We start from the raw sequence: 11,977 nt of genomic DNA, 5'->3' as shown, positions 1-11,977 counted from the left end.
TGATGGACGTGATGAATCCTTTATTACCGGTCAATGCCATGATAACTAAGATTATAAAGGAAACAACCCAAGAGTACCGATTTCGACTTAAGCTGGTTAATAATCAGCCTTTTCACTTTAGACCAGGGCAATTTGTGATGTTATCCATGATGGGTGTTGGAGAAGCACCTTTTTCCCTTACATCGGATGCCCATATCCATGATACATTTGAAATTTGCGTGCGTAAAGTGGGGACTGTATCGAAGATGCTCCATGAGAAAAAGATAGGTGACATGGTTGGTATAAGAGGACCCTATGGGACTTATTTTGATACAAAAGATTATGTGGGTGACCATGTTTTTTTTATAGCTGGTGGTTTGGGGCTTGTACCTTTAAGACCTGTGATATTGGCTTGTCTAGGTAATCGAGAAGCTTATGAAAACATAACGTTGCTGTATGGTTCAAAGAATATCAAAGATATGGTCTATAAGAACTTTGTAAAATCCTGGGAAAAACAAGAAGACATAGATGTTGACATCATTCTTGATAATCCGGAGGGTACAGCCTATCCACAAGGGTTAATTACAAAACTCATAGCCGATAAAGTCTTCCATGACCAAACAACTTTTATTATTTGTGGACCCCCTATTATGTATAAATTTGTCATTAAACTTCTCAAGGAAAAGAAAATCATGGATCATAAAATCTGGATTTCCCTTGAAAGGCATATGAAATGCGGTGTGGGACTATGCGGCCACTGCCGTATGGATGATGTATGTGTATGCCAATCAGGGCCAGTCTTTCGGTACGATCAGGTTAAAGGTAAACGAGGTGCTATCGCATGATGAAAATGAAAATATATCACTTTGATGGGTGTGGTGGATGTCAACTGGCTATTATGGGTATGCAGCATGATATGCTTCAGCTGTTTGAGCTTGTCCAGTTGATAACCGATAATCATAAAAATGAACAGGTGGATATAGGGCTTGTTATTGGGCATTATACAGAAGGAATGATAAAAAATATCCTTGGGTGTTGTGATAAGCTTTTGATAATAGGTGCTTGCGCCCATCAAAGCTATACAGCCATCCATGAAACATTAGGAATAGAAGAAGAAAGATTGTACTTTGTAAAAGGCTGCCCATTAAGTGTGGATGAACTAATCCATGTGATTCACTGCATCATCAATGGTGTTCGACCGAAAGAAAAAAACTACCCTGTATGCGTTTCTTGCAAAGAAAATGAAAATATATGTCTTTTGCTAAAAGGCATGCCATGTAAAGGTCCCATCACTCAAGCCGGCTGCCATGCAAAATGTATTGGGAAAGGGGTCCCTTGTCGAGGGTGTAGAGGTCTATTGAAAGATGCACGATTAGATGTATATGAAACCATTAAAGAGAATGTTGCTGAGGGCATGAAGGGGTGAACCCATGACAACCAAAGAGCAAAAGATGGATACAGCCATCGTTTTAAGTGGTGGCAAAAGTTCCAGAGCAGGTTTTGATAAGCAATTAATGCGTATTCATCATGAAAGAATTGTGATTTACCTTGCTAATAAGCTAAAAACCTTGTTTTGTCAGGTGATTATCGTGACCAACAAACCTAAGCTCTATGCTAACACCGAGTACCTTGTGGTAAGTGACAGGGTAAAAGATTATGGACCTGTAGCTGGTATCTACACAGGTTTATATTATGCTAAGAGCGATTATGCCTATGTGATGGCCTGTGATATGCCTCATGTCAGTTTGCCTTACATTCAGTGGTTAAAAGGTAAGGCTCATAGGGATCATTATGCCCATGATATCTATGCTGTGAAGAAAAATGATGGGAAAATAGAACCTTTTCATGGCTTTTACGCCAAAAGAATAGAACCAGTCATGAAAAAAATGATACAGGATAATATACAAAAGTTAACGGCCGTTTACCCACGTGTCACTGTTGATTATGTGGATGAACAAGCCATTAAAAGGTTTGCATCTCAGGGTGACATGTTTGTTAACTTAAATACTAGAGATGACATCAGAAAGTATTTTAAACAGGAAAGGCAGGGTGAAGACAGATGATGGTCTTTTCAGTGATAGGTTATAAGAACTCTGGTAAAACCGCCACAGTGGTTAAACTGATAGAAGCCTTCAAGCATAGAAACTACCGTGTAGGCACCATTAAGAACATTCATTGTGAGGATTTTGCAATGGATCAGCAAGATACAGATACCAGCAAACATCAGCGTGCTGGAGCAGATATTGTCGCAGCAAGAGGTAGGACAGAAACAGATATCATGATTCAAAAGCAGTTAGGGATTGATGAGATTATAAAATTATACGATGTGGATGTCATCATCATTGAAGGTGCAAAGTCCTATAAAACACCCCATATTGTTACAGCTTCTACTGTTGAAGAAATGGATGCATTGGTCAATGATCAGACCCTGTTTGTGTCTGGTGTTGTGGCTAATGACATGGATGTATATAAGGATAAGTTGGTGCTAAATCCATTTAAAGATATGGAGAAGATGGTGGCAATACTCATGGCAAGTTATGGCAGTGATGTATACGCACAAATTGTTTAATGGACTAAGTAAAGGATGATCATGATGGTAGAGCATATTGAACTAGAAAGAGCTCAATGCATACTGAAGGATGTGGTATTGCACCTAAGAGAAGAAGCGATACCCATTATGGATGCAATGAATAGGGTGATATCAAAAGATGTGATGGCAAAGCATTGTCAACCACCTTTTGATAGGTCACCACTGGATGGTTATGCCATATATGGTGAAGACACTTTGGACATTAAGCCCCAACAACCTGTTAGGTTACAAGTGGTTGATGAGGCATATGCAGGTAGACCATCCAAAAGAAAACTCTTAAGAGGTGAAGCCATACGCATCATGACAGGGGCTGTTATACCACAAGGAGCCAATGCTGTCATTAGACAAGAAGATACCACTGATATAGGAGGTTATGTTCAGATCCATCAACCTGTCATGCCTAACACCAATATATGTTATGCAGGTGAAGACTATCTTGAAGACCAACTTTTAATTGAAAAAGGTCAGTTGCTTAATGCTTACCATATAGGTGTTCTAGCAAGTGCTGGGTATGAAAAAGTATGGGTTATATGTAAGCCTAAGATTGGAATTTTGTCAACGGGTGATGAGTTAATTCAACCCATAGAAAATCTCAGTTATGGTAAAATCTATAACAGTAATCAATACACCATAGGAGCTAGACTAAAGGCTCTCGGTTGTCAACTGATATGCTTAACTTGCTATGGTGATGATATGTCGAAAGTGGTAAATGTCATCAAAGAGAATAGCCATAAGTTTGATGCCCTTGTTACCACAGGCGGTGTATCTGTCGGTAAGAAAGACATCATCCATGATGTGATAAAAAGGCTAGGTGCAGAACAGCTTTTTTGGCGAATCAATATAAAACCGGGTTCACCTGCAATGGCTTCTAAGTACAGAGGTAAATTGATGCTGAGTTTATCCGGTAACCCGTCGGCAGCAAGTATAACCTTTGAACTTCTTTTTTCACAATGGCTTGGACATAAATTAGGGTGTCAGGCTTTGGGCTATAAGAAGCTAAGGAGTACTTTTTGCGGTGAGTACAACAAGCCTAGTAACACCAGAAGATTTTTGAGAGCGATTCATGACCAAGGAAAAGTACGTTTACCTAAAGGTAACCTATCATCTGGCGCCTTGTTGTCCATGACACAAGTCAATGGTCTCATTGATATAGAAGCAGGTTCCCTTGGGCTTAAACATGGACAAGAAGTAACCATTCTCACATGGTGACGGATAGGTCATGTAAAAAAATTCTCTTGACGAACCAGATGTGCTGATATATGATAAAGATATCCAAACGTTTGGAAGAGGAAAGAGGGATTTTTATGTCAGTGACATTAAAAGATATTGCCCGTATGGCAAATGTATCGATTTCTACAGTGTCTCGGGTAATAAATGACGATAAAGCAAAACCAGCAAGTAAAAAAACAGCAGAAAAAGTATGGGCCATTGCGAAAGAAGTAGGCTATGTACCCAATCAGCATGCAAGAAATTTGATAAAAGGTGAAGGCGTAGCGTGGGAAAGAAAAAAAACAAAAACCATTGGCTGTGTCTACACATCCACAAAAGATAGTATGAGCGACCCTTTTTTCTCGTATATGGGTATGGGCATTAAAGAACAATTGACGAAAGATGGGTATACACTGGCTTTTGTCATGTCCATTTATGATAAATCCTTTGAGGATATGTACCAGTATCTTCAAAAGAATCCTGTTGATGGCATCATTGTGATGGGACGATTCAAGCAAAAAACATTAGACTATCTGAAAGAGAATTGTGACCATATTATCTATGCTGGTGTTAATTACGTCAATGCTGGATTTGATGAAGTCATTTGCGATAGCTACAAAGGTGCAAGTGACATGGTGGACTATTTAATTAAAATCGGTCACTCTAAGATTGGTTATATTGGTGATGGTATCAGTCACGGGGAAGAGGACGTGGTGAATGAGCATCGCTTTGAAGCCTATCGGGATACGTTGAACAAACATGGTTTGCCATTGGTAGATGATTACATAGTAAAGGCTAAACCCTATATCCAATATGCCTACGATACCATGAAAGCCTATTTAAAAGGGCGACATAAAAATCAGCTGCCTAGTGCATTCTTTTGTACCAACGATATGACAGCAATTGGTGCCATGAAAGCCATCTTGGAAAAAGGCATCAAAATACCAGAAGATATTGCTATTACAGGCTTTGACAATGTTGAAACGTCTTCCTTTGTTAATCCTCCCCTAACCACAATTGATGTACCAAAAGAAGAACTGGGTAGAATGGCAGTGCGTATACTCATTGATAAGATTGAGCAAGGGCGCCAATACCCTATTCGTGTAGACTTACCTTATGCATTAATTATTCGAGACAGCTGTTTAGCAAAAAAATAAATAACCAACACAAAAGCCATAATTTCTATGTATGGCTTTTTTTATTGAAAAATATGGGTATAAGGCTTAAACCACCTGTCATGAAGCCCGTTTTATTTAGGTGAAATAAGAGTAATAACACAGTATATGGAACAAAATAGGATGGAAGGAAGGAAAATTCCTTGGATGACTTGTGTCAAAAATACCCAAAATCCAAACGTTTGGAAACGATTAATGCCTTGATTTTACTGGCTTTCACTGCAATGGGTTACTCTATGTGTGTAAAAAAATACTGATAAAACCGAGAAAAATGTATAAAAATTATTGATTTTATACAATGATGATGGTATCATAGAATTACATTTAGTACAAACGTTTGGAAATGTTGGTTTGGATTTTGGAAGTACAAGAAGTAGAAAGAGGTGCAAAATGAAAGGTTTAGAAGGAAAGGTTGCAATCGTTACAGGTAGTGCAAGAGGCATTGGTAAGGCAATCGCTACAGCATTAGCATCCTACAAGGTAAAAGTTGTTATTGCAGATATTTTAGAAGAATTAGCTATAGAAACATCCAAAGAGCTAAATGATCTTGGATTAGAGACTTCTGTTTATAAAGTAGACTTACGACAAATAGAAGAAATTAATAAGTTGGTTGATTTTACTGTTAAAACATATGGTACAGTAGATATTTTAGTGAACTGTGCAGCCATTCAAATTAGAAAAGCTTCAGCGAACTTTGAAGAAGACGATTGGGATTTCATTAATGATGTTAATCTAAAAGCACCATTTTTCTTATCCCAAGCAGCAGGAAAAATCATGCTTGAAAAAGGTAAAGGTTCCATTGTATGCATCTCATCTGGAACAGCTATCCGTTATACGTCAAGAAGAGTACCGTACAATGTAACAAAAGCAGCAGTAAATGCCCTTGCAGGAGCTCTTGGGAACGAATGGGCAAGATTTGGTGTAAGAGTGAATGCTGTTGCTCCAGGATGGAATGCAACAGAGATGGTGAAAGATGGATTAAAGATGGGCATTATAAAAGAAGATGAAATTCTGCCAATGGTGCCAGTTAATCGATTCATGGATCCAAAAGAAGTTGCCAATACCGTTTGCTTCTTAGCATCGGATGAAGCATCGGGTATCGTTGGTCAAACCATCTATGTGGATGGTGGCGGAAGCTTAAGATGCATACCTGAAACCAATGATTTTGCCTATGATCAAAACGACTAAGATTAAAAAACACAATGAAAACAATAACCCATGGTATGGTAGAGTGAAATTCATGACTTTGTCAAACCACAATGCACGATAATCTAAAAAGATAACTAGAATTATTAGGAGGTAGCTTATGAAAGTAAACAAAAATGACCTTGATCCTCGTCAGGTTGCTAATGGTATCAGAAGCCGTGTATTAGACCTATCCATTAAGCGAGGTGGAGGAAATCTAAGCCAAGCGTGTTCTTCAGCGGAGATTATGGCAGCACTATATACAAGAATGATGAACATTACAGACCTGGAAGAGCCCTTAACACCTAAAAAATTCGTAGGAGCGCCAAGTGCCACCAACAAAGACTCGTTTACAGGTGATGATTATAACGGTATACGAGGACCACAGTATGACAGATTTTATCTTTCACCTTCACAGTACTCCATCGTATTATACGCTACATTAGCTGAAACAGGACGTATGACCAATGAAGGTTTTAATCTTTTTGGTGAAGATGGTTATGTGATTGAGCATATTGGTGAATCCCATTCACCAGGGATGGACATTAATGGTGGATCTCTGGGACAGGCTATTAGTCAAGCCGCAGGTATTGCACTTGCTAGAAAATTACGTGGTGACACAGGCAGACAATTTGTTTTTCTAGGTGATGGTGAGTGTCAACTGGGACAAACATGGGAAGCGGTACAAGCGATGTGCTATCGACAACTTGACAACATGGTGGTCATTGTTGATGAAAATGGGCAGCAATGTGATGGTAAAATTGATGACGTGTGTGGCTGTGTTCAATTGGATAAACGATTTGAAGCTTTTGGCTGTAAAGTTGTAAAAGTAGATGGTCACGATGTTGATGCATTAATAGAGGCAGCAAAGGTAAAAGAAGAAGGTAAACCACTTGTCATTATGGCTAAGACGAGTCCTTATCAAGGTATGGATGTCTTAAAAGAAAAGGGAACAAGAATTCATTATGTACGCTTAACACAAGATGATAAACCAAAATTCCAAGCATGCCTTGACAAATTACAGGCGTAACACGAAAAGGAGGACATTATGGAAAGACTCGTAAAAGTTTATGATACTAATTTTGTCAAATGGGCAAAAGATAAACCAGAAGTATTATCCCTATCAGCAGATTTAACAGGTGGATGTGAAATTAGAGATTTTCAAGCCACATACCCTGATCGATTCTACTCCATGGGTATAGCAGAACAAAACATGCACAGTTTTGCAGGAGGTCTAGCCAGTGAAGGCTATGTACCTTTTATCCATACATTTGCTGTATTTATTTATAGAAGATCTTTAGACCAGGTACATATGTCCATTGCGCACCCTAATGCAAAAGTGCGTATGGTTGGATCTGTACCAGGTGTTACATCACCAGCTGGCGCAACCCACCAAGCCATGGATGATATTGGTGTTATGCGAACAGTACCCAATATGACCATTATTGAATGTGGTGATGCAACAGATGTGGAATCCTTTTTCCCATTAAGTGAACAGGTGGACGGTCCTATCTATGTCCGTGTACTTCGTGGTGAGATGCCTAGATTATTCAATACACCTATGGCCATTAACAAATCAAGAATGCTCAGTGATGGTGACGATATCGTCCTTCTTTCATCAGGTGTTTGTACAGAAGAAGCCATGCGTGCAGTGCATGCCATACAAAAGCAAGGCATTACAGTACATCACAGACATGTGACTTGTTTAAAGCCTTTTGATGATCAAGAATTGATGGACGCTATTAAAAAGTCCAAACACGGTGTGTTGACCATGGAGAATCACAATGTACTGGGTGGGTTAGGTTCCATCGTAGCCGATAAGATGGCAGAACAAGGTATTGCTCAGAAACTCTATAAGATTGGTATTCAAGACGAATACATGCATGGTGGATCAAAACTTTATTTAATGAAGCGTTATGGTCTTGATGCCATGGCAGTTGTTAAGAAAGTTGAAGAAATGTTGGATAAAACATTGAACATTACAGAAGATATGCTGGAAGATTTCCACTTTGAATTAATGAATGATGATACAAGAGCTTTAGGGGTTTAGCACTTGTTCATGAAACCTCTGTAACATGGTGACAATGAAATGATTTATGTCATTTCATTTAATTAATATTTTTATAATCATGAAAAAGATAGTATGGTTTCGTAAATAATAAGGAGGATTAGGGCATGAAAAAACTGATTGGTTTATTATTAGTATTGGTAATGGTAACAGGTGTATTTACAGCGTGCGGTAATGCTGAAAAGGATGACAATGGTGGATCTGGAACAGGTTCAGAACAAAATGGTAATCCCCTTGCAGAAGAGGCATTTGCTGGTATTGAGAAGTTGGATAAAGAAACAAAGCTTAATATTGGTATATTAGCTGGTAGTACACATGGATTTACCAACTACTTAATTGGCAAATTAGGAGGTTATGAGAAAGTAGGTCTTGATGAGAACATTATCATCTTCGGTAATGGTCCAATCATGGTTGAATCCGTATCTTCCAATGCTTGGGATGTAGGTATCTATGGTCTTGGTGGTACATTATCAGGAACACTTGGACAAGATATTATTAACCTTGGTGCTTGTTCCAAAGACTATCATGGTTTAATGGTATTCGCAGATCCAGAGTCCGATGTTGTGAAAGCAGGAAAAAATATAGATGAATCACCATTATTATATGGTACTGCTGATACTTGGAAAGGCAAAGAAATCTTTATTCCAGTTGGTACAACACTTCACTACGCATTCAGTAAAGGTCTTGAAAAGTTTGGCTTAACGGATAATGATGTGAAGTTAACCCATATGGATGTTCAGAACGTTAATACAGCTCTACGTGCTGGTAAATGTGAACTTGGTGGTGTTTGGGGTAATTTCTGTTATGGTGATTTGAATGACAAATTTATTCCAGTGGTACAGGCAGAAGATGTAGGTGTCCGCTTAGTAACTGTTTTTGCGGCTAATCCCAGATCTTATGAAGATGCTGAGAAGAAAGAAGCCACTAAGAAATGGATGGAAATCTACTTTGCTGCAGTTGAGTGGTTATACGCTAATGATGAGAACTTAAACCAAGGTATTGAATGGTTCTTAGAGTGGAATGAAGAAAATGGCGTTAAAACAAATGCAGAAGAAATTAAAGCCCATTTAACGTACAATGGTTGTTATACACTTGAAGAGAACTATGAAATGGTTACAACAAAGTCAGCAGATGGAAAAATGAACTTAATTGAAGAATATAACTATCTTCCATTATTATTCTTTATTGAGAATGGTAACTATAAACCAGAAGATGCAGATAAGTTAATTGATGGTTATTTCTATGATGAAGTAATTACAGAATTATACGATAAAAAGAATAAATAGTTAACCCCCATATGACTCGGCGTGAGGACAATGTACCATCCCCTTTTATAATAACTCGCAATAATCCTCATGCCGAGACATGTGTATCATCGTTTGTTTTGTCATCTTGTTTTTGTAGTAAAAATTAGGAGGTTCATACAGTGAAAAATGCAAAGAAATTTTTCTCTGGTAATATGCAAAATTTTTTATTACCCATTGCTACTGTATTTGTATTTTTATTGATTTGGCAGATTGCGGCAGCAACGGGAGCAGTTCCAGAGAGTAAATTACCTCAACCGACAAGGATATTGAATACCTTTTTTGAAAAGATGCAAAGTCCAGATCCAGATGGATCGACGTTAATACAGAACGCTTTGGCCAGTTTGAAAGTGACCTTAGCAGGCTTGTTAATGGGTATATTTTTAGGTACCCCCATTGGCTTATTGATGGGTTGGTATAAACCCGTTGATAACTTTGTTCGTCCATTGTTTGAGATTATACGTCCTATTCCACCTATTGCTTGGATTCCTTTAACCATTCTTTGGATTGGCGTTGGTATGTTTGCAAAAGTGATGATTATCTTTTTCTCAGCGTTCATTCCGTGTATTCTTAATTCTTATGCAGGTATAAAAGGCACCAGTAAAACCTTGATTAATGTATCCAAAACATTTGGTGCTACCAATTTTGAAATATTTTATAAAATTGGTGTCCCTTCTGCTATGCCAATGGTTTTTGCAGGTATGCGTATTGCCATGGGTGGTGCATGGGGAACATTGGTTGCAGCTGAACTTCTAGCAGCAAATACTGGACTGGGTTATATGATTATGATGGGACGACAATTTGGTCGACCTGATATTATTGTTTTAGGTATGGTTGTTATTGGTATCCTGGGTTATCTCTTTACGCTAACCTTTGAAAAAATTGAGAACTACATAGTAAGAGGGAGGGCAGAACATGAAAAGTAGACAGAAAAAAACGATTGCTGTATTAACAAAGATTATGCCCTATTTATCCATATCCCTATTGGTTCTTCTATGGTTCTCAGCTTCTAGCGTGAATGCTGAACTGGTGCCAAGTCCTGTTATGGTTTTTGAAAGATTAGCTTTATTATTCAATAAACCTATTATGAAGTTAAACTTATTTGGTCATATTTGGGCTAGTTTACAACGTGTTTTACTAGCCATGTTATTTGCCACAGTCATTGGTGTGACCCTTGGTGTAATGATTGGCTGGAATAAGAAATTAAGATTAACCGTTGGTACGTTATTTGAATTGATTCGTCCAATACCACCAATTGCTTGGTTGCCTATCGTTATTATGTGGTACGGCATCGGCGAATTTCCAAAGGTACTCATCGTATTCATTGGTGCGTTAATGCCCATTGTTATTAACACATATACAGGTATTAAGATGGTCGATCCCAACATATTAGATATGGGTCGCGTATTTAATGCTAAAAATAGACAGTTATTGTTTGAAATTGCCATACCGTCAGCAGTACCCGTTATTTTTGCAGGTATTAAAAATGCAATGGGTGTGGGCTGGATGGTTGTGTTAGCAGCAGAAATGATAGGTGCAAAAGCCGGTGTAGGTTTCTTAATCACACGAGGTATGGAGTACTATGATGTTGCGTTGATACTTGTTGGTATGTTATCCATCGGTATCATAGGTGCGTTATTGTCAGTAGCGACAGATTATGTTGAAAGGTGGGTATGCCCATGGAATCAGAAGCTCGATTAAGTATAAGAGATATTCATAAGACATTTCATTCAAAAGATGGGCTACACAAAGTAGTTGATGGTGTTTCATTAGATGTGAAAGACAATGAATTTTTGGTTATTCTAGGACCAGGGTATTGTGGAAAATCTGTTTTGATGAACATGATAGCCAATCTTATGAAGCCGGATTCAGGTGAAATTGTCATTGATGGCAACAAACAGAAATTCAAAGATGGTACCAGTAAGAAAGTGGGCATGGTTTTCCAAAAGTTGAGTCTTGCCCCATGGAAAACAGTCATGCAGAACGTTGAATTTGGCTTAAAACTTAACGGGGTGGATAAAGAAAAACGACGTAAAGTGGCGCAAAAATACATCGACCTTGTAGGTTTAACAGATTTTGAAAAGCATTATCCCCATGAACTTTCTGGAGGTATGAAACAACGTGTTGGTATTGCCAGAGCTTATACCAATAACCCTGAGATTCTTATTATGGATGAGCCCTTTGGTCAACTTGATGCACAGACAAGGTACAGCATGCAGAAAGAAATCATTCGTATCTGGGAAAAAGATAAACGTACCATCGTTTTTATTACCAACAACATTGAAGAAGCTTGTTACCTAGGCGATAGAATCGTTCTATTAACAGAATGCCCCGCCAAAGTGAAGAAAGTATATGAACTGAATATGCCAAGACCTAGAAACATGGTCGATAAAGAGTTCCTTGAAATTCGTAAAATTATATCTGACAATACGGATCTTTCACTCTAGTGAAAATCATATAGAAAGGA

Annotated in this window: 13 protein-coding genes; all 13 read left to right on the top strand. The window is 38.3% G+C overall.

Annotated elements, in window-relative coordinates:
• The first annotated feature begins 11 nt into the window (after positions 1–11).
• The 13 genes from HZI73_RS20470 to HZI73_RS20410 all read left to right on the top strand — a co-directional run bounded on the left by HZI73_RS20470 (position 12) and on the right by HZI73_RS20410 (position 11,957).
• Positions 12–824, top strand: coding sequence for an FAD/NAD(P)-binding protein (locus HZI73_RS20470; RefSeq protein WP_212695218.1), 813 nt, complete (start codon positions 12–14; stop codon positions 822–824).
• Positions 821–1,405, top strand: coding sequence for a hypothetical protein (locus tag HZI73_RS20465; RefSeq protein WP_212695217.1), 585 nt, complete (start codon positions 821–823; stop codon positions 1,403–1,405). The genes HZI73_RS20470 and HZI73_RS20465 overlap by 4 nt, the downstream gene beginning before the upstream one ends.
• A 4-nt stretch (positions 1,406–1,409) precedes the next feature.
• Complete coding sequence (mobA, locus tag HZI73_RS20460) at positions 1,410–2,042, top strand: molybdenum cofactor guanylyltransferase (RefSeq protein WP_212695216.1); 633 nt, start codon at positions 1,410–1,412, stop codon at positions 2,040–2,042.
• Positions 2,039–2,548, top strand: a complete 510-nt coding sequence (mobB, locus tag HZI73_RS20455; RefSeq protein ID WP_212695215.1) for a molybdopterin-guanine dinucleotide biosynthesis protein B — start codon at positions 2,039–2,041, stop codon at positions 2,546–2,548. Before mobA ends, mobB begins: the two co-directional genes overlap by 4 nt.
• 21 nt (positions 2,549–2,569) lie before the next feature.
• Positions 2,570–3,778: a molybdopterin molybdotransferase MoeA gene (locus HZI73_RS20450; RefSeq protein WP_212695214.1), complete on the top strand. Its 1,209-nt coding sequence runs from the start codon at positions 2,570–2,572 to the stop codon at positions 3,776–3,778.
• A 95-nt stretch (positions 3,779–3,873) separates the two neighbouring features.
• Complete coding sequence (locus HZI73_RS20445) at positions 3,874–4,935, top strand: LacI family DNA-binding transcriptional regulator (RefSeq protein ID WP_212695213.1); 1,062 nt, start codon at positions 3,874–3,876, stop codon at positions 4,933–4,935.
• Between the two features lie 408 nt (positions 4,936–5,343).
• Positions 5,344–6,141, top strand: coding sequence for an SDR family NAD(P)-dependent oxidoreductase (locus HZI73_RS20440; protein WP_212695212.1), 798 nt, complete (start codon positions 5,344–5,346; stop codon positions 6,139–6,141).
• 118 nt (positions 6,142–6,259) lie between these two features.
• Positions 6,260–7,168: a 1-deoxy-D-xylulose-5-phosphate synthase N-terminal domain-containing protein gene (locus HZI73_RS20435; protein WP_212695211.1), complete on the top strand. Its 909-nt coding sequence runs from the start codon at positions 6,260–6,262 to the stop codon at positions 7,166–7,168.
• Between the two features lie 18 nt (positions 7,169–7,186).
• Positions 7,187–8,188, top strand: a complete 1,002-nt coding sequence (locus HZI73_RS20430; protein WP_212695210.1) for a transketolase family protein — start codon at positions 7,187–7,189, stop codon at positions 8,186–8,188.
• 125 nt (positions 8,189–8,313) lie between these two features.
• Positions 8,314–9,492 (top strand): ABC transporter substrate-binding protein, encoded by a 1,179-nt coding sequence (locus tag HZI73_RS20425; protein WP_212695209.1) that lies wholly within the window; start codon positions 8,314–8,316, stop codon positions 9,490–9,492.
• Positions 9,493–9,632: 140 nt separating this feature from the next.
• Positions 9,633–10,436 carry an ABC transporter permease gene (locus tag HZI73_RS20420; RefSeq protein ID WP_246552230.1) on the top strand — a complete coding sequence of 268 codons (804 nt, stop codon included), beginning with the start codon at positions 9,633–9,635 and terminating at the stop codon, positions 10,434–10,436.
• Positions 10,426–11,211 (top strand): ABC transporter permease, encoded by a 786-nt coding sequence (locus HZI73_RS20415; protein ID WP_212695208.1) that lies wholly within the window; start codon positions 10,426–10,428, stop codon positions 11,209–11,211. The genes HZI73_RS20420 and HZI73_RS20415 overlap by 11 nt, the downstream gene beginning before the upstream one ends.
• A complete protein-coding gene (locus HZI73_RS20410) occupies positions 11,190–11,957 on the top strand; it encodes an ABC transporter ATP-binding protein (protein ID WP_212695207.1) in 768 nt (255 codons plus the stop codon). The genes HZI73_RS20415 and HZI73_RS20410 overlap by 22 nt, the downstream gene beginning before the upstream one ends.
• The last annotated feature ends 20 nt before the right edge of the window (positions 11,958–11,977 follow it).

The sequence above is a fragment of the Vallitalea pronyensis genome, assembly GCF_018141445.1.
GTDB classification, from domain to species: domain Bacteria; phylum Bacillota; class Clostridia; order Lachnospirales; family Vallitaleaceae; genus Vallitalea; species Vallitalea pronyensis.
The sequence above is the reverse complement of the archived record's forward strand: the minus strand, read 5'-3'. Positions and strand labels throughout refer to the sequence as shown.

What these genes read in the sequence shown, in the direction of transcription:
- HZI73_RS20415 (WP_212695208.1), top strand. Translation starts at nt 10,426, where the DNA reads ATGAAAAGTAGACAGAAAAAAACGATTGCTGTATTAACAAAGATTATG.
- HZI73_RS20430 (WP_212695210.1), top strand. Translation starts at nt 7,187, where the DNA reads ATGGAAAGACTCGTAAAAGTTTATGATACTAATTTTGTCAAATGGGCA.
- HZI73_RS20425 (WP_212695209.1), top strand. Translation starts at nt 8,314, where the DNA reads ATGAAAAAACTGATTGGTTTATTATTAGTATTGGTAATGGTAACAGGT.
- HZI73_RS20435 (WP_212695211.1), top strand. Translation starts at nt 6,260, where the DNA reads ATGAAAGTAAACAAAAATGACCTTGATCCTCGTCAGGTTGCTAATGGT.
- HZI73_RS20440 (WP_212695212.1), top strand. Translation starts at nt 5,344, where the DNA reads ATGAAAGGTTTAGAAGGAAAGGTTGCAATCGTTACAGGTAGTGCAAGA.
- mobB (WP_212695215.1), top strand. Translation starts at nt 2,039, where the DNA reads ATGATGGTCTTTTCAGTGATAGGTTATAAGAACTCTGGTAAAACCGCC.
- HZI73_RS20445 (WP_212695213.1), top strand. Translation starts at nt 3,874, where the DNA reads ATGTCAGTGACATTAAAAGATATTGCCCGTATGGCAAATGTATCGATT.
- HZI73_RS20410 (WP_212695207.1), top strand. Translation starts at nt 11,190, where the DNA reads ATGGAATCAGAAGCTCGATTAAGTATAAGAGATATTCATAAGACATTT.
- HZI73_RS20465 (WP_212695217.1), top strand. Translation starts at nt 821, where the DNA reads ATGATGAAAATGAAAATATATCACTTTGATGGGTGTGGTGGATGTCAA.
- mobA (WP_212695216.1), top strand. Translation starts at nt 1,410, where the DNA reads ATGACAACCAAAGAGCAAAAGATGGATACAGCCATCGTTTTAAGTGGT.
- HZI73_RS20470 (WP_212695218.1), top strand. Translation starts at nt 12, where the DNA reads ATGAATCCTTTATTACCGGTCAATGCCATGATAACTAAGATTATAAAG.
- HZI73_RS20450 (WP_212695214.1), top strand. Translation starts at nt 2,570, where the DNA reads ATGATGGTAGAGCATATTGAACTAGAAAGAGCTCAATGCATACTGAAG.